Annotated in this window: 8 protein-coding genes; 6 read left to right on the forward strand and 2 right to left on the reverse strand. The window is 76.2% G+C overall.

The window, feature by feature from the left end; genetic code table 11:
• Positions 1 to 94 precede the first annotated feature (94 nt).
• Together AB0O36_RS21510 and AB0O36_RS21515 are read left to right on the forward strand one after the other, a co-directional pair.
• Entirely contained in the window at positions 95 to 3997 is a 3903-nt protein-coding gene (locus tag AB0O36_RS21510) for a WD40 repeat domain-containing serine/threonine-protein kinase (RefSeq protein WP_365112772.1), read from the forward strand.
• Positions 3998 to 4080: 83 nt separating this feature from the next.
• Positions 4081 to 5487, forward strand: coding sequence for an FAD-dependent oxidoreductase (locus tag AB0O36_RS21515; RefSeq protein ID WP_365112774.1), 1407 nt, complete (start codon positions 4081 to 4083; stop codon positions 5485 to 5487).
• A 34-nt stretch (positions 5488 to 5521) separates the two neighbouring features.
• On the opposite strand, the gene AB0O36_RS21520 is transcribed toward AB0O36_RS21515, so the two are convergent.
• Positions 5522 to 8281 carry a tetratricopeptide repeat protein gene (locus AB0O36_RS21520; protein WP_365112776.1) on the reverse strand — a complete coding sequence of 920 codons (2760 nt, stop codon included), beginning with the start codon at positions 8279 to 8281 and terminating at the stop codon, positions 5522 to 5524.
• 94 nt (positions 8282 to 8375) lie between these two features.
• Positions 8376 to 8783: a hypothetical protein gene (locus AB0O36_RS21525; protein WP_365112778.1), complete on the reverse strand. Its 408-nt coding sequence runs from the start codon at positions 8781 to 8783 to the stop codon at positions 8376 to 8378.
• 338 nt (positions 8784 to 9121) lie between these two features.
• Between AB0O36_RS21525 and AB0O36_RS21530 the strand changes: the two genes are divergently transcribed.
• From AB0O36_RS21530 to AB0O36_RS21545, 4 genes are all read left to right on the forward strand, one after another.
• A complete protein-coding gene (locus tag AB0O36_RS21530) occupies positions 9122 to 16741 on the forward strand; it encodes an amino acid adenylation domain-containing protein (RefSeq protein ID WP_365112780.1) in 7620 nt (2539 codons plus the stop codon).
• 182 nt (positions 16742 to 16923) lie between these two features.
• Positions 16924 to 18468 carry a lyase family protein gene (locus AB0O36_RS21535; RefSeq protein ID WP_365112783.1) on the forward strand — a complete coding sequence of 515 codons (1545 nt, stop codon included), beginning with the start codon at positions 16924 to 16926 and terminating at the stop codon, positions 18466 to 18468.
• Complete coding sequence (locus AB0O36_RS21540) at positions 18446 to 19519, forward strand: kinase (RefSeq protein ID WP_365112786.1); 1074 nt, start codon at positions 18446 to 18448, stop codon at positions 19517 to 19519. Before AB0O36_RS21535 ends, AB0O36_RS21540 begins: the two co-directional genes overlap by 23 nt.
• Before the next feature lie 2 nt (positions 19520 to 19521).
• On the forward strand, positions 19522 to 21885 hold the full coding sequence (locus tag AB0O36_RS21545) for a pyridoxal-phosphate dependent enzyme (protein ID WP_365112788.1): 2364 nt from the start codon (positions 19522 to 19524) through the stop codon (positions 21883 to 21885).
• The last annotated feature ends 26 nt before the right edge of the window (positions 21886 to 21911 follow it).

Consider the following 21911-nt stretch of genomic DNA (forward strand, 5'->3'; position numbering starts at 1 on the left):
CAGCATGATCCGGTCGGCGCCGTGCCCGGGGCGGTGCGCCGGCGCTCCGGCCCGCCGTGCCGGAGCCGCCCGGAGGCCGGAGGGAGCGCGCCGCGTGAGCGGATCGCCGTTACTGCCCGACGATCCCGAGCGGATCGGTGCCTACTGGCTGGCGGCCCGGCTCGGCGCCGGTGCCCAGGGCGTGGTGTACGAGGCGTACGACGCCCGGGGGACACGGGTGGCGCTCAAGGCGCTCCACCGTGACGCCGATCCGGTCGTGCGCACCTGGTTCGCCAGGGAGGCGAGGGCGGCCCGGCGGGTGGCCGCCTTCTGTACGGCCCGCGTGCTCGACGCGGCCGTCGACGGAGAGACGCCGTACCTGGTCAGCGAGTACGTGCCGGGCCCCACCCTGGCCGCGGAGGTGCGCGCGTCGGGGCCGCTGGCCGAGGACGCCGTCCTGCGCCTGGCCACGGGTGCGGCGACGGCCCTCGTCGCCATCCACGCCGCGGGAGTGGTCCACCGTGATCTGAAGCCGGGCAACGTCCTGCTCGGTCCCGACGGTCCGCGCATCATCGACTTCGGCATCGCGCGTGCCCCGGACATGTCGGTGACCGTGGGCGGCGCGATCATGGGCACCTTCGGGTACATGGCTCCCGAGGTCCTCTCCGGCCGAGGGGCCTCCGCCGCTTCGGACGTCTTCGCCTGGGGTGCGGTGGTGCTGTACGCCGCCACCGCGTCGGAGCCGTTCCGCGGGGAGACCGTCCCGGAGGTCGTCTACCGGACCACGTCGGTCGACCCGGACCTCTCCCGCCTCCCGCCCCGACTGCGTCCCCTGATGGCCGCCGCACTCGCCAAGGAACCGGCGCTCCGGCCCGGCGCCCGGGAGCTCCTGACGGGGCTCATCGACGCCGCGACCCCCGGGCCCGCCCGTCCCGCGGTTCCGGGCGGTGCCGGGGGATCCGCCGGCTCCCGGCCCCCGGGCGACGGACACGGAACGCCCGCCGGCCCCGCCGGCCCCGCCGACCCCGCGGGCCCCGCCGAAGTCGCAGGCCCGGACCACCCCGCGGGCGCCGACGACCCTGCCGGCCCCGGCGGCCCTAACGGCCCCGGCGGCTCCGGCAACCCGGAAGACCCGGGCAACCCCGACAACACCGGCCACGACTCCGGCCACGACCCCGTCCGCAGCGCCGGCCTCGACCTGCTCCGGGCCGGTGTCCTCCAGGCCGAAGAGGCTCCCCTCGTGCGCACCTCCGAGGTGGTGCCGCCGCTCGGCGACCGGGCCGAAGCCGCCTGGGCCGCCCTCGCCCCCGACGCGCAACTCGCGGCCCGCGAGCTCCTGTTGCGCCTCACCGTGCCCGGCGGTGCGCTCGACGGCTCACAGGACACCGTCCGTACCGCCACGCGGACCGAACTCCTCGCCGGCCGGACGGAAGCGGAACAGCGCGCGGTCACCCGCGCCGCCCACGCCCTGGCCGCCGCCGGGGTCCTCCTCGTCGAACCCGACGGTGCGCTGCGTCCGGTCAGCACGGCCCTCCTGCCCGCCTGGCAGCGGCTCCGCGCCTGGACGGCCGCCGACCGCACCCTCATCACGCACCGGCAGCGCCTCACCGCCACCACCCACCGGTGGGCCGCCCACGGCAGGCGCCCCGAGGACCTGCTCACCGGATCCGAACTCCGCGTCCTGCTGGAGTCGTTCTCCACGGCGCCGGCGTACCTCAGTCCCAATCCCGCCGAGCTGGAGTTCCTGACGGCCGCCCGTGCCGAGGCCGTACGCGGTGTCCGCCGCCGTCGCCGGCTGCGGGCCGGCCTGGCCGCGGCCACCGTGCTCGCCCTCCTCGCGGGCGCGGTCGCCTACCTGCAGAACCGTGAAGCCGGTCTGCGCGCCGCCGAGGCGGACCGCCGCCAGGCCGAGGCCAAGGCCCGTACGGTGGCCCAGACGGCGGACAGCCTGCGCGGCCAGGAACCGGACACGGCAAGGCTGCTGGGCCTCGCCGCCTACCGCATCGCACCCGTCCCGGAATCCCGGGCGGCGCTGTACGCCTCGCTGACCCAGCTGGAGTCCGAGACGGTGGCCCTGCCGCGGCTGGACGGGGGGCAGCAGTCGGGGACGGAACTGACCGAGACGGGCAGTGGCGTGGTCGTCTACACCCCGGTCACGGTCACCTTCACCGACCTCACCTCCCCGGCCGCCGGCGGACGGACAGCCAAGCCCCTGTCCGGCGAGCTCCTGTGGGGCGAGGCCGGAGGAACCGCGATGAGCCCTGACGGCCGCCTCGTCCTCCGCAAGGCCGGCAGCGGCCGCGCCGAGGTCGTCGAGCTCGCGACCGGAAAGGCACTGGGCGCGTCCTTCCCGTTCGAACCGGACAACCCGATGGCCCTCCGCCTCACCAACCGCGGGCAGGTCGTGGACAGGGATCCCGACACCGGCAGCGCGGGGCGCGTCCTGGACCCGTCCGGGAGGCCGGTCACCACCACTCCGGGAGCCGTGTCCCCCGACGGGATCCACCAGGTGACGTGCGACTCCGCGGGCGCGGCACTGTCGCGGCTCGACGGATCGGGGGTGATCCGCCTCGGCACCGCGACCAACGGCGGATGCGAACGCGACACGGTCTTCAGCCCCGACGGGAGCAGGTTCGCCCGCCTGGCCAACGGCACCCCCAGGGGCGCCAACACCATGGGCGTCCCGTGGCCGGACCGCTACACCTACGCGGACATCTGGGACACGAAGGGCAACCGGACCGCCGCGAGCATGTCCCTCGACCTCACCGACGTCCACCTGAGTTCGAAGGGGAACTTCCTCTTCGGCTACTCCCCGAGGGGCGACCTGGAGATATGGCGCACCGACGGCAACCGCCTCCTGGCGTCCCTCCCGCCCTTCTCGCAGCGGCAGGAGCGCGGATCGTGGGACCGCGCCGCCCTGGACGAGACCACCAGGACCCTGGTCCTCCTCTCCTCTTCCGACAGCCTCGTCCGCCGGGTGGACCTCTCGGCGGTACTGGACCTGCCGGCACCCGGCCGCGAGACGGTGGCGGCCGCCGCGTCCGGCGACGGGACGAAGGCGGTCGTCCGCGAAGGCTTCACCGACATGCAACAGCGCCTCGTCGACCTGCGGACGGGCAAGACCCTGCTGACGGTCCCCCAGCGGTGGCGCGAACTGCCGACCCGGCACGTCTACAACGCCCTCAGTCACGACGGCACGGTCCTCGCCTTCACCGACTACACCCCGGACGGAGCGCAGCACATCGTCCTGTGGGACACCGTGCGGAACCGGGAGGTCCACCGCTTCGCCCCCGGTGACGACACCGTCCGCCGCCTCACCCTCTCTCCCGACGGGCGGTACGTCTCCGCGTACGTGGTCCCCGGCGGCATACGCGACGGCTCGGGCGGCACGATCCAGGTCTGGGACGCCGGGCAGCGCAAGGAGATCCGCCGCTTCCCGCACACCACCGGGTACGGGCGGTTCAGCCCGGACGGGAAGCTGTTCGCCACGACGACGGGCCAGGTGCTCGACCTCGCCTCCGGTGCCGTCCGGGACGGGGCGTGGGGGCCCGGCGCCGCCGTCGCCCTGGCCTTCTCCCCCGACGGACGCCTGCTGGCCCTGGTCCGCGACACCGGCTCCGTCGAGCTGTGGGACGGGGCCGGCCGCACCCGGATCGCACACGTCTCGGGCAGTGCCCCGCGTGCCGGGAGCCGGACCGTCGACGACGCGGACGAGCCGGTGTTCTCGCAGGACGGGACGCTGCTGGCCGTCGTCGCGGACGGCGACCGGCTGCAGATGTGGGACACCGGCGAACGGCTCGCCCTGGGCAGCCCGCTGCCGACCGGCGGCCGCCGCCTGGACGTGCTGGCCTTCGGCCCGGACGGGGTCCTGCGCGCGCTGGGCGGCGACCACACGGCGGCCTTCGACCTGGTGCCCGAACACGCGGCCGCCGCCGTCTGCAAACGGGTGGGCCGCGACATCACCCCCGAGGAATGGCGCACGTACATCCCCGGTACGCCTTACCGGAAGGTGTGCTGACGGGCTCGGAAGTCGTACCGGCTGGAGGGATGTTCACCGCACGCCCCTCGCGCAGCGCTTCCCCGCGGATGCACTCTGTCTGCATGGTGGTCGTGACGGAGAGGTCCGCGGACGTCGTGGTCGTCGGCGCCGGAGTGGCGGGCCTGGTGGCCGCCCGCGACCTGGCGCGGGGCGGGGCGGACGTGCTCGTGCTGGAGGCGCGCGACCGGGTCGGCGGCCGGCTCCTGAACGCCGAGCTGCCCGGCGGCGCGCCCGTCGAGCTCGGCGGACAGTGGGTCGGACCCGGCCAGGACCGCGTACTGCGGCTGATCGGGGAACTGGGCCTGCGCACCCACCCCACCCACGCCGACGGTGAGCACATCGCCGAGTTCGGGCCGTCCCGCTCGCAGTACACGGGCCGGATCCCCCGGCTGAACCCGCTGGTGCTGGCCGACATCGGCCAGGCCCAGTACCGACTGGACCGGATCGCCCGCCGGGTCGCCGGGACCGACCCGTGGCGGGCGCCCGGGGCCGAGGCGCTGGACGCCCGGACGTTCGACACCTGGCTGCGCGGGACCGTGCGCACCGCGTCCGGCCGGGCCTTCTTCCGGCTGGTGACCGAGGCGGTGTTCTCCGCCGGACCCGAGGACATGTCGGCGCTCTGGGCCGCCTTCTACGTCGGCGCCGCCGGAGGTCTCGACCGGCTCATCGACGTCGTCGGCGGGGCGCAGCAGGACCGGGTGATCGGCGGAACGCAGTGCATTGCGCTGCGGCTGGCGGAGCAGCTCGGCGACCGGGTCGTCCTCGACGCGCCGGTGACCGACATCGAGTGGCAGCCTCCGGGGGCCCCTGGCGTCCGCGTCACCACGCGCGGCGGCCCGACCGTGCGCGCCCGGCGGGCCGTGGTCGCGGTGCCGCCGCCGCTCGCCGCGCGCATCCGCTTCACCCCGGGCCTGCCCGGCGACCGCGACCAGCTCGTCCAGCGGATGCCGATGGGACGGGTCATCAAGGTCAACGTCGCCTACGAGGAGCCGTTCTGGCGCCGCGCGGGCCTGAGCGGCCAGGCGAACAGCACCCACCGCGCCCTGGGCACCGTCTTCGACAACACGCCCTACGCCGGCACGCCCGACGGCGATACCCCCCACGGCAGCGCTCCCGGTGTGCTCGTCGGTTTCCTCGAAGGGCGGCACGCCGACGCCGGCTCGCGCATGGACCCCGGCGAACGCCGTGCCCGGGTGATCGACGACCTCGCCGGCTACTTCGGCCCCCGGGCCCGACGCCCCCTCGCCTACATCGAACGCGACTGGGCGGAAGAGGAGTACAGCCGCGGGTGCTACGGGGCGTTCGCCCCGCCCGGCACCCTCACCCGCTTCGGTCCCGCCCTGCGCGCGCCCGTCGGCCCCCTGCACTGGGCGGGCACCGAGACCGCCGCCGGATGGGCGGGCTACATCGACGGGGCCGCCGAATCCGGTCACCGCGTCGCGCGCGAGATCCTTCCCGGGCTCGCCTGACCCCCGCGCCGTGGGACGGGTGTGGCGGCCGGGCTCAGCCGTCCGGGGCGCCCTCCGCGTCCGGGGCGCCGTCCGGAGCGGCCGCGTCCTCCGGGTCCGTGCCACCCTGCTCCGCGGTGGCGGCCTGTGCGGCGGCCCGGCCGGCTTCGGCCCGCGCAGCGGACTCCGGATCCCCGAGGGCGTGGAACAGCTCCGCGGCCCGGGCGTGGAACTCGACGGCGCTCGCGGGCCGTCCGGCTTTGGTCAGCACATGCCCGAGGTTGACCAGGGCGCCCGCGGTCGAATGGATGTCGCCGGCCTCCCCGAACAGCTCAAAGGCCAGCCGGTACGCCCGGATGGACTCGGCATGGCGGCCCGCGATCCGGTAGGCCGTGCCCAGGGATTGCCACGCCGATGCCCGGCCCTTCCGGTCGTCGTCCTCGGTGGCGAGCCGCAGATCCGTCTCGTGCGCCTCGATGCCCTCGGCCAGGCGGCCGGAGAAGACCAGGGCCGTGCCGAGGTGGCTCAGCGCCACCCCCTCCCCCCGCCGGTACCCGAGCGCCCGGAACAGGGCGACGGCACGCTCCGCGTGGCCGACCGCCTCCAAGTGGCGCCCGGCTCCCACCAGGGCCTGCGCCAGATTCGACAGGGCTTGGGCCTCCCCGTGGCGGTGGTGTTGCTCCCGGCACAGCTCCACGTCCAGGGTGTGGGCCTCGATGGCTTCCTCGTGCCGCTCGGTCAGGGTGAGCACCAGACCGAGGCTGCTCAGCGCGTACCCCTCGCCGACCTGGTCGCCGACCTCCCGGTAGATCTCCAGGGCGCGGGTGTGCAGTTGGACCGCCTGGTCGAACCACCGGTTGTTCCGGCACAGCCGGCCGAGGTTGTTCAGGACGTCCGCCTCGCGGGGCCGGTTGCCCGCTTCGCGGTGCAGACCGACGGCCTCTTCGTAGGCGAGGATGGCGTCGCCGGTGCGGTCCGCGGCGGCCAGCACCCGGCCGAGGCTGTTCAGCACCACGGCCCTCATGCGGGGGTCGTCCGAGCAGAGTTCCACGGCCCCGGTCAGTACCTCGACGGCCTCGTCGAAGCGGTGCAGGTCCAGCAGGACCAGCCCGAGGTTGTTCGACGCCGTCGTCTGCTTCACACCGTTCCGGAGTTCCCGGTGGATCTCCAGGGCGTCCCGGTAGGTGCGCACGGCGTCCTCTAGGCGGTGGACCGCCCTCAGGCTCACTGCCAGGTTGCACAGGGCGGACACCTCGGCGTCCCGGTCCTCCAGCAGCCGGGCCGCCTCCAGTACCGCCCGCGCGGTGACGACCGCCTCCTCGTCGTGGTGCCGCTCGTGCAGGTACTCCGTGACGCAGCTGCCCAGCCCCGTCGCGTCGCGGAGCAGCCCGGCCGACAGGGCCAGCGGCACCGAGGCGACCAGGTTGACCCGCTCCTCGTCGAACCAGGCCAGGGCGTCCTCCCGCCCCCGGAACCTTCCCTCGTCGTCGTCGGCCGGGTTCTCGCCGCTCCTGGCGCGGCGTATGTGGGAGCCGGCGGCGGCCGCTGTCGCGCCGTAGTGCCCCAGCAGCCGGGCGAGGGCCGCTTGACGCTCCTCCGGCTCGGCCGCCGAGAGCTCCGCGCCGTACAGGCGGATCAGGTCGTGCATCCGCCAGCGGTCGCCGCCCACGGGCTGTTCCGCCAGCAGGCTGTGGGCGGCAAGCCCGGCCAGGGAGCGGCGGGCCCCGCGGAGCGTGCCACCGGTCAGGGCGGCGGCCGCCGCGGTGGAGAGGTCGGAGCCGGGGTCGACCGCGAGCAGCCGGAACGTACGGGCGAGTTCGGGACGCAGCCGCCGGTAGGAGAGTTCGAAGGCCGCCCGTACGGCCAGTGGTCCGCCCGGACCGTTCCCGTCGCTCCCGTCCTCCCCGCCGTCGCCGTCGTCGTAGACGAGCTGAGACAGCCGGCCGCGGGCGTCGGCGAGGTCCGCGACCAGGGCGGCCACCGGCAGCCCCGGATCGGAGGCGAGCAGCGCCGCGGACACCCGCAGTGCCAGCGGCAGCCGCCCGCACGCCGCCACGAGCGCGTCCACGGCCTCCGGTTCGGCGGCCGGCCGGGGATCGCCGGGCCGGACCAGCCGGAGCGTCCCGGTGACCAGCCCGGCGCCCGACGCGGCGTCGAGCTCCCCGAGGGCCACGGCCCGCGCCGGGAGGTCCGCCAGCGTCCGGCGGGAGGTCACCAGCAGCCGGTGGCCGGGCTGTGCCGGTACGAGTGCCCCGACCGGGCCGGAGCTTCCGGCGTCGTCCGCCAGCACCAGCACCGGCCCGTGCTCGGCGGCTCGGCGGCTCAGCTCCGAACGGAACAGGCCGAGCCGTTCCGCGAACCCGGCCGGCACGTCCTCGCCCGGCACGCCCACGGCCCGGAGCAGTGCGGCCAGCACCTGTTCGACGGACGGCTCGCCCTCGCCGTCGTAGCCGTGCAGCGGAGCGAACAGCGCCCCGCCCGGGAACCAGCCCCGGGCGGTGGCCTCGTGTGCGGCGTGCAGGGCCAGGGCCGTCTTGCCCACGCCCGCCGTGCCGGTGATGACGGCCACCGACGGGCCGGCGCCCCGGGGGTCCAGGAGGCCCAGCAGCTCCCCGGTCTCGCCGTCCCGTCCCACCAGCGCGGCCGGCGCGGGCGGCAGGGAGGCCAGGGCCTGCGGAGCGGGCCGGGGTGCCTCACCGACCACGTAGAGGTCGCCCGCCGCCTGGTACACCGAACTGCCGCCGGACGCCTCGGCCTTCTGCGAGATCTTCTGCGAGACCTGCGGCGGCACCGGTGGTGGCACCTCCGGCAACACCTGCGGTGGCACCTTCTGCGTCGAGGCCGTCGGTCCGCCCTGCCGGTCGGGGGCCTGCCGGCCGGCCGGCTGCCGTTCGGCGTCCCCGTCGCGTCTACGGAGTCCGATCGCCGCCCACCTGTCCGATCTTCGACTCACCCGTGGCCTTCGCCTTCTGCGACACCTTCTTCCGGGCCGGGCGCCGGCTCCGCGTGCCCGCCGGGCCCCGCGAGCCCGCGACCTGCTCCACCTCGGCAACCCCGTCCGCGCGGGCCGCCTGCCGCACCACGGACTCGTCCCGGCCGCCGGCTCCGCCCTGGGCCCCGCGCCCGGCCCACCACGCCGTCAGTCCGCCCACGGCCGCGGCCATGGCCCCCGCGAAGGCGCCCGCCACCGCCCAGCGGTCCGCTTCCGCCTCGGGCAGCCAGCCGAAGGACACGGCCCGGGCCAGCCACAGGCACAGCCAGAACACGACGAACGCGGCCCCGATCCCGACCGCCCAGCGACGGGCAGTTCCCCCCATGCCGGCCTCCCCACCCTCATCACTTCCAACGTTCCACCCGGGCGGGGCCCTCAACCCCCGTCCGCACCCGGGTCCGCGTCCTGCCGCACCCCCGTCCCCACATCCCTCCCCATCTCCCTCCCCACCTCCCTCCCCACCCCGGTCCGCGCAGGGCCCGCCGGCCCGCGCGCCCGCCCCGAGCGGGCCCTCGTGCGTTCCCCCGATCACGTGTCACGTGGATCCGGGACCGGGCATTGGTGACTTATCCGGACACCCCTGCCGGTCCTAGCGTGATCGCACAGAGATCGGAAGTCGGAGCGGCACGCGCCAGGGATGGCAGGGCCGCCGAGGGAGTTGTCTTGGCCAGTCACGACCGTGCCGACGGGAACGCGTTCCCGGCGTCGGCCGCCCAGCGGCGCATGTACTTCCTCCAGGAGACGGAGGAGGGCCGCCCGACCTACCACATGCCGGTGTTCCTCGCCTTCGGGGAACGGGTGGACGCGGCACTGCTGCACGACCGCGCCCAGGCCCTGCTGGACCGTCACGAGGCGCTGCGGACCAGCTTCCGCCTGGAGGACGGCGTACTGCTCCAGGTCGTCGACGACACGGCCCGCCTGGAGTGGACGGAGGACAAGGCCGACACCGCGGAGGAGATCGCGGCCTGGCAGGACGCCGAGTACCGGCGCCCCTTCGACCTGCACACCGGCCCGCTCTTCCGCGCGGCCCTGCTGCACACCCCGGACGGTGCCCTCCTCGTCCTCGCCCTGCACCACATCGCCGGCGACGGCTGGTCCGTCCGCGTCCTGGTGCGCGAGCTCCTCGCGGACCGGGACGCCGACGGGCCCGGCGGCCCCCTCCCGGAACCCGCCTTCCAGTACGGGGACTACTCCGCCTGGCAGGAGGAACTCCTCGCCGGCCCCGCCACCGCCGGGCGGCTCGCCCACTGGGCCGGGCAGCTGGCGGGGGAACTGCCCGACACCCGGCTGCCGTACGACCGCAGGCCCGCCCCGGCACCGGGGCCCGGCCACCGCACCGCGGGACTGTACGGGTTCACCTTGTCCGAGGAGGTCGTCCGGCGCGCCGTACGGCTCGGCCGGGACACGTCGAGCACCCTGTTCGCCACCTGCCTCGCCGTCCTCCAGGTGGCCCTGGCCCGCCACACCGGCACCGACGACGTGCTCGTCGGCACCGCCGTGGCGAACCGAGACCGCAAGGAGTTCGAGGACACCGTCGGCCTGTTCGTCAACACCGTCCCGGTCCGTGCCGGCCTCGGCGGCAACCCCTCCTTCCGCGACCACCTCGTCCGGACCCGCGACACCCTCCTCGACGCCCAGGACCACCAGGACCTCCCCTTCGAGCGGATCGTGGAACACGTCCGGCCGGCCCGCTCCGACGACGGCTCGCCCCTGTTCTCCGTCTTCGCCGGCTTCCACGACGAGGACGCCCTCACCGAGGACCTGCCCGGCCGCGTCCGCCTGGTCGAACCCCCCGCGGCCACCGCCAAGTTCGACCTCACCTTCGACGTGGTCCGCTCCGGCGGCGCCGTGCACTGCCGGCTGGAGTACCGCGCCGACCTGTACGACCACGCCACCGTCGAACGCTTCGCCCGCCACTTCTCCGCCCTCCTCGACGCCGCCACGGCACGGCCCGGCCTGCGCGTCGGCGACCTGCCGATGCTCACGCCCGCCGAGCAGCGGCCCCTCACCTCGCCGCCGCCGGCCGAGGTCCGCGCCACCGCCCCCGACCCGGACCGCTGTGCCCACGAGATCTTCGCCGGACACGCCCGGCGCACCCCCGACGCCATGGCCGTGACCGACGGCGGCCGGCACGTCACCTACGCCGAACTCGACCGCACCGCCAACCGGATCGCCCACCGCCTGCGGGCCCTCGGCGCCGGCCCCGGCACCCTCGTCGGCCTCTGCGTCCCCCGTTCCGCCGACCTTCCCGCCGCCCTCCTCGGCATCCTCAAGGCGGGCGCCGCCTACCTCCCGCTCGACCCCGGCAACCCCCCGGAGCGGATCCGCGGCATCATCGGGGACGCCGGACTCGCCCACCTCGTCGGCACCGCCGAGACCCGCGGCCTGTGGGACGGCGCCGGCCTGAGCACCGTGGACCTCGACGCCGACGCCGCGGTCCTCACCGGCCTCCCCGAGACCGAGCCCGACAGCGGGGTCACCCCGGACGACCTCGCGTACACCATCTACACCTCGGGCTCCACCGGCCGGCCCAAGGGCACCCTCGTGCCCCACCGCAACATCACCCGGCTGTTCTCCGCCACCGACCACTGGTTCGGCTTCGGCGCGGACGACGTGTGGACCCTCTTCCACTCCATCGCCTTCGACTTCTCCGTCTGGGAGCTGTGGGGCGCGCTGCTCCACGGCGGCCGGCTCGTCGTCGTGCCGTACGCCACCAGTCGCTCTCCGGAGGAGTTCCTCGGCCTGCTCCGCCGCGAGCGGGTGACCGTCCTCAACCAGACCCCGTCCGCCTTCCTCCAGCTGGACCGGGCCGACGCCGAGGCCTCCGCGGACACCGAGGCCGAGGCTTCTGCGTACGCAGACGCCGAGTCCGAGGCCCGCTCCGGCCCGTACCCCGGCGGTACGGACGGCGGACTCGCCCTGCGGTACGTCGTGTTCGGCGGCGAGGCCCTGGACACCGCCTCGCTGCGCGGCTGGTTCGACCGCCACGGCGACACCGCGCCCCGGCTGGTCAACATGTACGGCATCACCGAGACCACCGTGCACGTCACCCACCGCCCGCTCACCGCCCACGACGCCCGCGCGGACCGCGGCAGCGTCATCGGCACGCCCATCCCGGACCTCGCCCTGCACCTCCTCGACCGGCACGGCCGCCCCGTCCCCCGCGGCGCCACCGGCGAACTCCACGTCAGCGGCGCCGGCCTGGCCCGCGGATACCTGCACCGGCCCGCCCTGACCGCCGAGCGCTTCCCCGCCGACGGCACGCCCGGCGCCGCCCCCGGCGCCCGCCTCTACCGCACCGGAGACCTCGCCCGGCTCCGCTCCGACGGCGAACTGGAGTACCTGGGACGCGCCGACGACCAGATCAAGCTCCGCGGCTTCCGCATCGAACCCGGCGAGGTGGAGGCCGCGCTGACCGCGCACCCCCGGATCGCGGCCGCCCACGTACGGCTCGCCCCCGACGCCTCCGGCACCCCCGTGCTGACCGCCTGGATAGCCGTGCCCGGCCTCGACACCGGCGCCGCATCCGACACCGGCACCGCATCCGCCCCCGCTGCCGCATCCGGCCCCACCGCATCCGGCCCCACCGCATCCGCGCCCGCCGTGGCCGAGCTGCGCGCGCATCTGGACCGGCTGGTCCCGCCGTACATGGTCCCCGGCGCCTTCGTGGCCCTGCCCGCCTTCCCGCTCACCGCCAACGGGAAGGTCGACCGGCGGGCCCTGCCCGCCCCGGCCGCGGCCGGCACCGCCCTGCCCGCCGGGGCCGCGTACGAGCCGCCGGCCGGCCCGGTCGAGACCGCGCTCGCCGGGATCTGGCAGCAGGTCCTCGGGCACCCGCGGGTCGGCGCGCACGACAACTGGTTCGCCCTCGGCGGCGACTCCATACGCTCGCTCCAGGTCCTCTCCCGGGCCCGGGACCGCGGGATCGGCCTGTCCCTCGCCGCTCTGACGCGCAGCCGCACCCTGCGGGACCTCGCGGCCGGCGCCGGCCCCGCAGCGGACCGTACGGCCCCGGCGGCGTCCGGCCCGGAGCCGTTCGCGCTGCTCGACCCCCGGGACCGGGCCCTGCTCCCGCCCGGCCTGGACGACGCCTACCCGATGACCCGGCTGCAGGCCGGCATGCTGTTCCACAGCGACCTGCCCACCGCCGACGGAGGGCGGGTCTACCACAACGTCGCCTCCTACCTCGTCGAGGCGCCCTGGGACGAAGCCGCCTGGCACGCCACCGTCGCGGAGCTCGCCGCCCGGCACGAGATGCTGCGGACCTCCTTCGACCCGCACCGCTACGGCGAACCCCTCCAGCTCGTCCACCGGGACGCCCGCCCCCGGATCACCTTCGAGGACCTCCGCGCGCTCGCCGAGGACGCGCGGGAGGCCGCCGTCGCCGACCGCCACCGGGCCGAACGCGCACGACCGTTCCGCTGGGACCGGGCCCCGCTCGTCCGCCTGCACGTCCAGCGGCTCACCGACGGCACCTTCCGGCTGTTCCTCGCCGAACACCACGCCACCATGGACGGCTGGAGCGAGCGCTCCCTCCTCACCGAACTGGCCCTCGCCTACACCCGGCACGCCACCGCCACCGCCACCGCCACCGCCGCCGCCTCCGGTACGACGGGCGCCACCACCCCCGCCGCCCCCGCCGCGCCGCGGTCCCGCTACGCCGGCTACGTCGCCCTGGAACGGGCCGCGCTCGCGGACCCCGCCGCCCGCGCGTTCTGGGCCGCCCGGACGGACGGCGCACCCGTCACCAGGCTGCCCCGCAGCGCGCCCGCCGGCGGACCGCCCCGGCACACCTGGTACCACCGTCCGCTCCCGGCACCGCTGCACGCACGCCTCACCGCCGTCGCCGCCGACCTCCGGGTCCCGCTGCGGACCCTGCTGCTGGCAGCGCACCTCCGGGTGATGGCCCTGCTCGGCGGCGCCGACGAGGTCACCACCGGCGTCGTCGTCGGCGGCCGCGCCGAGGAACCCGACGGCGACCTCGTCATCGGGCCCTTCCTGAACACGCTGCCGCTGCGCCTGAACGTCGGCCCGCAGACCTGGCGCGAGCTCATCGGACGGATCACCGACCTGGAGCTTCTCGTCCACGAGCACCGCCGCTTCCCCCTGGCGGAGATCCTCCGCGGCAACGACGGCGCCCCCCTCTTCGAGACCTTCTTCAACCACACCCACTTCCACGTCGAACGGGCCCTCGCCGACGCGGGTGCCTTCACCGTGCTGGAGGAGACCGGCGAGGCGGCCACCGACTTCCCCTTCGGCGCAGAGTTCTCCCGCACCCCCGACGGCGCCCGCCTGGAACTCGGCCTGCGCTACGACGCCGCACGCTTCACCGGGGAACGCACCGCCGAGGCGCACGCCGCGTACGTGGCCGCGCTCACCGCGCTCGCCGCCGACCCCGCCCGCCCGGTCCACGAAGCCGACCTGCTGTCCCCGGCCGAGCACCGGCGCATCGAGCGGGGCAACGCCACCGGCCGCCGTTTCGACCGCCCGCACACCCTCACCGCCCTCTTCGCCGAACAGGTGCGCCGGACCCCCGCCGCCACGGCGGTCCGCCACGACGGCACGGCCCTCACCTACGCCGAACTCGACGCGGCCGCCGACCGGCTGGCCCGGCGCCTGCGCCGGCACGGGGCCGGCCCCGGCACCTTCGTCGCCCTGCTGATGGACCGTTCCGCGGACCTCCCGGCGGCCCTGCTGGCGGTGCTGCGCTCCGGAGCCGCGTACGTCCCGCTCGACCCGGACCACCCGTCGGCCCGCACCGAGTCCCTGCTCGCCGAGTGCGGGGCCCACCTGGTCGTCGCGGACGCCCGGTACGCCGGACCGCTCCGCGGCACGGGCCGGACCGTACTGGTCCCAGGCGAGGAAACCGTCCCCGGCGAGGACTCCGGGCCCGGGAACACCGCCCTCACCGTCCCCGCGCCCCGCGCGGTCCGTCCCGAGGACCCCGCCTACCTGATCTTCACCTCGGGCTCCACCGGCCGCCCCAAGGGCGTCGTGGTCTCCCACCGGGCCATCGCCAACCGGCTGCTGTGGATGGAGGACGCCTACCGCCTCGCCCCCGGGGAGCCGGTCCTGCACAAGACCCCGTACACCTTCGACGTCTCCGTGTGGGAACTGTTCTGGCCGCTGATCACGGGGGCGACCCTGGTCGTCGCCCCGCCGGGCGCGCACCGCGACCCGCTCCGGATCGGGGCGCTCCTGAGGTCCGAGGAGGTCACCACCGTCCACTTCGTGCCGTCGATGCTCGACGTGTTCCTCGACGACCCGCGCGCCGTCGCCGACGCGCGCGGCCTCACCCGGGTCGTCTGCAGCGGCGAAGCGCTCCCCGCGGACCTCCGGGACACCTTCTTCGAACGCCTCCCCGGCGTCGAACTGCACAACCTGTACGGGCCGACCGAGGCGGCCGTGGACGTCACCCACTGGCAGTGCCGGCCCGGCGAAGGCGACACCGTGCCCATCGGACGGCCCATCGCCAACATCAAGGTCCACGTGCTCGACGCCCGCCTCGCCGAGGTCCCCACGGGCGTCACCGGCGAGCTGTACCTGGAGGGCACCGGCCTCGCCGACGGCTACCACGGCCGCCCCGCCCTGACCGCGGAACGGTTCCCCCTCACCACCGGCCGCGACGGCGCCCCCCGGCGCCTCTACCGGACCGGCGACCTGGCCCGGCGCCGCCCCGACGGGGCGCTGGAGTACGCCGGCCGCACCGACCACCAGATGAAGGTGCGCGGCTTCCGCGTCGAGCCCGGCGAGATCGAGGCCGTGCTCACCGGGCACCCCGCGGTCCGGTCCTGCGCGGTCCTGCTGCGCGACGGCCGCCTCACCGCGTACGTCACCCCGGCCCTGCTGCCGGTCGTGACGTCCGAACTGGCGGCCCACGCCAGGGAACGACTGCCCGAGCACATGGTCCCGGCGGCCTGGGTCACCCTGCCCGAACTGCCGCTGACCGCGAACGGCAAGCTCGACCGCGCGGCCCTGCCCGTACCCCGCACCGGCGGCGCCGACCGGTCCGGCCGCGGTGCTGCGGTCCCGCCCCGCGATGCCACCGAGGCCCGGCTCGCCGCGCTCTGGGCCGACCTCCTCGGCGGCGGCCCGGTGGGCGTCCACGACGACTTCTTCGAACTCGGCGGCCACTCCATCGACGCCCTGCGGCTGACCGGACGCGTCAACGCCGCCTTCGGCGCCGGACTCTCCGTCGGCACGCTGCTGGAACGGCCCACCGTGGCCCGCCTGGCCGAGCTGCTGCGCGACGGCGCCCCCACCGCCGGGACCGGGCACGCCCCGGCCGTCGTACGGATCCGCCCGGGCGGCGACCTGCCCCCGCTGGTCCTCGTGCACCCGGTCGGCGGACAGGTCCTGTGCTACCGCTCGCTGGCCGCCGCACTGGAGCCGGGCCGGCCCGTCCTGGGCCTCACCGCCCCCGCACCCCGGGCGGACGGCCGCCCGCGCACCGTGGCCGAACTGGCCGCCCTCCACCTGGACACCTTGGACGCCCTGGGCGGCCTGGACAGCCCGGATGGTCCGGACGGCCCGGACGCCTCGGACCGCGCCCGCCCGGCCGGACCCGTTCACCTGGCCGGCTGGTCGTTCGGCGGCCTGGTCGCCCAGGAGATGGCGGCCCGACTCGCGGCCCGGGGGCGTCCCGCGGCCTCCCTCACCCTGCTCGACACCGCCCACCCCGAGCCGGACGGCGTCCCCGAGGACGAGAACGGCCTGCTGGAGTGGTTCCACCAGGACCTCGCCCGTACCGCCGGCATCGACCCCGACGAGGAGGAACGCGCCGGGCTGCGGGCCGGACTGCGGGCCGCCGTCGCGGCGGACGGCACCGCCACGGCGGCCGCCGGACTGCGGGCGCTGGCGGCGCACACCGCCCGCCGCCACCCGGGGGCCCTGCCCGAGGCGGAGGAACTCGCCCACCACTACGCCGTGTTCGCCGAGGCGGTGCGCGCCGCGGCCCGGCACCGGCCGACCCCGGTTCCCGGTCCCGTCCACTTCCTCCAGAGCAGCACCGGCGCCGGCTGCGACGCCGCCCGCCGCTGGGCCGCGTACGCCCCGGACGGGCTGACCGTGCACGAACTGGCGGCGGACCACTACGAGCTGGTGCGGCCCCCGTACGCGGCCGGCGTCGCCGAACACCTCGACGCGGCCCTCGCCGCCGCCGACCCGGCACCCGCCGGTGATCTGGCTTCCGCCGGTGACTCGGCTTCCGCCGGTGACCCGGCCTCCGTCGGCGACCCGGCTCCCGCCGCCGACCAGGATCGCCGGGCGACGCCCGGCGGATGAGGAACGGCCGGAGGTCGCCGGCCGGGTCCGGCCCCCTCGGACCCTGCCGGAGCGGCCTCCGGTCCCGTCCGCCGGTTGTCCGCCCGCCGCGCGCCCGCTCACCGCCCGCCCGCCGTCGGACCGTCCCACCGCGCCGCCGCCCCGAGGGGGCGGCCGGCACCCCACCAGATCGGAATCCACCCGTGAACAGCGACACACCGCCCCCGGCCGCCGGTCTCACCGGCCGGCTCCAGGACGGCCCGGCACGCCTGCTGCACGAGGAGGTCCTCGCCCCGCAGTTCGCGTTCGAGTCCCGCCACCTGCTGCACCACTACACGGCCGTCGAGAAGGTCCTGGCCGCCGAGTACGCCCGGATGGGCCTGCTCACCCCCGCCGAGGCCGCAGCCGTGGCCGCCCTGCTCGACGGCATCGGGCCCCGGACCCTCACCGCGCGCCCCGACGCCAACCTCTCGGACATCGCCTTCGCCGTCGAACGGCACGTCGAGGCCGGACTGGCCCGGCCTGTGCCCCACTGGCACGTGGACCGCAGCCGCAACGACCTCCAGGCCACCGCCCAGGTGATGTACGGCCGACAGCGGCTGGCCGAGTTCGCCGACGCGCTCCTCGGGCTCGGCGAGACGGCCGTACGCGTCGCCGACGCCACCCGCACCCTGCCCATGCCCGGCTACACCCACTTCCAGGCCGCCCAGGTCATCACCCCCGGCTTCCACCTGGCCGCCCTGTCCGAGCACGTGCTGCACACCCTCGGCCGGCTGCTGCACACCTACGACGGCATCGACGCCTGCCCGCTGGGCGCCGGGGCCATGGCGGGCCAGGAGCTCCCCTGGGACCGGGACCGCATGGCCCGCCTGCTCGGCTTCTCCCGGCCCCAGCCGCACGCCCTGACGGCGGTGGCGGGCCGCCGCTGGAGCGCCGAACTCACCGGGGAGCTCAGCCTGTTCGGCAGCACCCTGAGCCGGTTCGTCACCGACCTGCTCACCTGGGGCGGCAGCGAGCACGGCTTCCTCGACCTGCCGGACGAGCTCTCCGGGATCTCCTCGGCGATGCCGCAGAAGAAGAACTTCCCCGTCCTGGAGCGGATCCGCGGCCGCACCGCCCACCTGACCGCCTTCCACGCCGACGTCCTGCTCGGGCAGCGCAACACCCCGTTCAGCAACCTCGTGGAGGTGTCGAAGGAGGCCGGCACGCACGTCCACCAGGCCGTCGAATCGGCCCTGGGCACCGTGCGGCTGCTCGACGGAGTCCTCGGCCGGGTCACCTTCCGGGCCGACCGCATGCGGGAGGTCTGCGAACGGGAGTACCTCGGCGGCTTCAGCCTGGCCAACGCCCTCACCCTCACCGCCGGGGTGCCCTGGCGCACCGCCCAGGTCATCGCCGGACAGTACGTGGTGGCGGCCGCCCGGGCGGGCGTCCCGCCCCGGCCGGGCGACCCCGCACTGCTGCTCCGGGCGGCCGCCGGGCACGGGTTCACCCCCGCCGACCCGGGCGGGCTGCTGTCCGAGGCCTTCGACGTCACCGCCGCCCTGGAGCGGCTGTCCTCCGCGGGTTCCGCCCACCCGGACGCCGTCGCCGAGACCCTGCGCGCCCAGCGGGCCGGGTACGCGGAACTGGCCGCGGCCTGGGCCCGGCGGACCGCCGCCCGGCTGGACGGGGCCGCCGAGACGGACCGCTGCCTGACCGGTCCCGTACGGGAGGGGGTGGAGGGTGCCTCCCGCCACGACATCTGAGACCACCGCACCCGGCCGCCCCCGGACCGGGCACGCCTCCGGGAGCGGGCACGCTTCCGGGAGCGGAGACGCCTCCGCGACCGGGCACAGCTCGGGGACCGAGGACGCCGCCGGAACCGGACCCGCCCCGGGAACCGGACGCGCCTTCGGGACCTTCGGGGAGCTCCTCCAGGGCGCTCTGCCCGAGCCGGACGGCGACTTCCTCGTCACCTTCCCCCTCGCCCGCTGGTCCACCGCCACCTTCCGCCCGGCCCCGCCCGGCACCGGCCCCGGCGTACGGGTGCTCCCCGCCCACAAGACCAAGGCCCGCCGCGTCGCCGAAGCAGTCCTCGCCTCGGCCGGCGCGGCCGACGGCGGCGTCCTGGAGATCTCCGCGGACCTGCCGGAGGGCAAGGGCCTCGCCAGTTCCTCCGCCGACCTGGTCGCCACCGTCCGCGCCGTCGGGGACGCCCTCGGCATCACCTTCCCGCCGCACCGGACCGAGGACTTCCTCCGCGCGGTGGAGCCCTCCGACGGCGTGATGCACGACGGCGTCGTCGCCTTCCACCACCGCACGGTCCGCCTCCGGCACCGGCTCGGGGAGCTGCCGCCGCTCGCCGTCATCGCCCACGACCTGGGCGGCCAGGTCGACACCGTCGCGCACAACCGCACCGTCGGCCCCGTCCCCGCCGCCGACCGGGCCGAGTACGCGCGGCTCCTCGGCCGTCTCACCCGGGCCGTCGCCGACACCGACCTGCACCGGGTCGGCGCGGTCGCCACCCGCAGTGCCGAGCTGCACTCGGCCCGCCGCCCCCGCCCCGGCCTCGACCTGCTGCGCCGGCTCGGCCGCGACGTCGGCGGGTACGGCCTCGTCCTCGCGCACAGCGGCACCGTGCTCGGCGTCCTCCTCGACGCCGGCGACCCCGAACTCGACGCGAAGACCAAGCACGTCCGGGACGGCTGCGCCGACCTCGGCGGCGCCGTCTCCGTCCACCGCAGCCTCGGCACCGGCGAAGCCCGGACCCCCGCCGGACCGCCGCACCGCCACCCCGCCCCTCCCACGGAGAGCTGACCATGCTGTACGACACCCTGGCCGACGCGATCGGCGGCACCCCTCTGGTGCGGCTCCGCCTCGGCGCGGACCGCGGCGTCGAGGCGTACGCCAAACTCGAACTGCAGAACCCGTTCGCCATGAAGGACCGGGTCGCCCGGCACATTCTCACGGAAGCCCGCCGCCGCGGCGACCTGCTGCCCGGCGCACCCGTCGTGGAGAGCTCCTCCGGGACGATGGCGCTCGGGGTCGCCCTGGTCGGCCGCTCCCTCGGCCACGAGGTGCACATCGTCACCGACCCGCGCATCGACCCCGTCACCCTCGCCAAGCTGCGCGCCCTGGACTGCCGGGTGCACATCGTCGACGCCATGGGCGCCCAGGGCTGGCAGAGCGCCCGCCTGGAACGCCTCGCCGCACTCATGGACACGCTGCCCGGGGCGTTCTGGCCCCGCCAGTACTCCAACCCCGACAACCCGGGCGCCTACCGGGGCCTGGCCGCCGAACTCCTCGCCGACCTCGGGCACCTCGACGTCCTGGTCGGTGCCGTCGGCAGCGGCGGCTCCCTGTGCGGGACCGCACGCGCCCTCAAGGAGACCCTGCCCGGCCTGCGCGTCGTGGGCGTCGACTGCGTCGGCAGCGCCCTGTTCGGGCAGCCCGACCGGCCCGGCCGGCTGCAGAGCGGCCTGGGCAACAGCCTGCTCCCCGAGAACCTCGACCGCACGCTGATCGACGAGGTGCACTGGCTCAACGACCGCGAGGCGTTCGCCGCCGCCCGCGAACTCGCCCGCGACCAGCAGGTGTTCGGAGGCAACACCTCCGGCTCGGTCTACCGGGTGCTCACCGCCCTGGCGGCCGTCGCCCCGCCCGGCACCCGGATCGCCGGCATCCTGCCCGACCGCGGCGACCGCTACGCCGACACCGTCTACGACGACGCCCACTGGGCGGCGCACCGCCTGCACGAGCTGCCCGCCCCCGGCGCGCCCGCCGACCTCCCGCCGGGCGCCACCGCGCACAGCTGGTCGCGGACCGCCCACCGGCCCCCCGCGGACCTCCGCCGCCACCTGGTGTTCGTCGAATCCAACACCACCGGCACCGGCATGATCGCCCTGGACCTGGCCCGGGAACTCGACACCGTCCCGGTGCTGCTCACCGGCGACCCGGACCGCTACCGGGGGCTCGCGGACACCGGAGCCGAGGTGCTGCGCTGCGACACCAACGACGATGCCGCGCTGCGCGCCGCCCTGCTGGGCAGGTTCCGCCGCGAGGAGATCGCCGGCATCACCACCACCAGCGACTTCTACGTCCCCGCCGTCGCCCGGCTCACCACCTGGCTGGGCCTGCCCGGCAACCCGCCGGAGGCGGCCGCCGCCTGCCGCGACAAGGCCGCCCTGCGGGCCGCACTGGCCGCCGCCGGGGTCCGGCAGCCCCGGCACGCCGTCGTCAAGGACCCCGCGGACCTGCCCGCGGCCCTCGCCCGGACCGGCCTGCCCTGCGTGGTCAAGCCCGCCGACGGCTCCGGGTCCACGCACGTCCTGCTCTGCCACGACCCGGAACAGGCCGCAGCCCAGACCGCACTCATCCTCGCCGAGGAGGTCAACGCCCGCGGCATGCGGGCGGCCCGCACCGTCCTGGTCGAGGAGTACCTCGACGGGCCGGAGGTCAGCGTGGAGACCTTCGGTACCGGCGGCCGCATCCACCGCGTCGGCGTCACCGCCAAGTCCGTCACGGGCACCCCGTACTTCGTCGAGCACCGGCACGTCTTCCCGGCGCCGCTGCCGGCCGACCCGGCCCGCGCCGCCGCGGACACCGCGGTGGCCGCCCTCACCGCCGTCGGCCTGTGCCACGGCGCCGCCCACACCGAGGTGAAGCTGACTGCCGACGGCCCGGCCGTGGTCGAGGTCAACCCCCGCCCGGCCGGCGGGATGATCCCCGAACTGGTGCGCCTCGCCACCGGCGTGGACCTGCTGCGGGCGCAGCTGCGGGCCGCCCTCGGCCGGGAACCGGGCCTGGTGCCCGACCGGGACGGCCACGCCGGCATCCGGTTCCTGCTGGCCGGCTCGGACGGGCCGCTGACCGCCGTCGAGGGCACCGCGTCCGCCGCCGTCGTACCCGGCGTCGAGGAGGTCACCGTCACCGCCGCAGCGGGCACCCCCGTACGCCGCCCGCGCAGCGCCGCCGACCGGCTGGGCCACGTCATCGCCCGCCACGCCACCGCCGAAGGGGTCGCCGAGGCCCTCGACGAGGCCCACTCCCGGCTGCGGATCACCGTCGGGGAGGGCGCCGAGTCCGGCACGGCTGCCGCCCCCGCCATGGCTGCCGCCCCTGCCGCGGGCGAAGTCCCTGCCGCGGCCGAGGTCCCTGCCGCGGCCGGCCTCGGCAGCCCCTGACTCCGGCCGGGCCCGGCCCGTACGGC

Source organism: Streptomyces sp. NPDC089799 (genome assembly GCF_040684755.1).
Taxonomy (GTDB): domain Bacteria; phylum Actinomycetota; class Actinomycetes; order Streptomycetales; family Streptomycetaceae; genus Streptomyces.

Bases quoted from the DNA above. Each gene is read 5' to 3' on its own strand.
- AB0O36_RS21515 (WP_365112774.1), top strand. From the start codon at position 4,081: ATGGTGGTCGTGACGGAGAGGTCCGCGGACGTCGTGGTCGTCGGCGCC.
- AB0O36_RS21525 (WP_365112778.1), bottom strand. From the start codon at position 8,783: ATGGGGGGAACTGCCCGTCGCTGGGCGGTCGGGATCGGGGCCGCGTTC.
- AB0O36_RS21545 (WP_365112788.1), top strand. From the start codon at position 19,522: ATGCTGTACGACACCCTGGCCGACGCGATCGGCGGCACCCCTCTGGTG.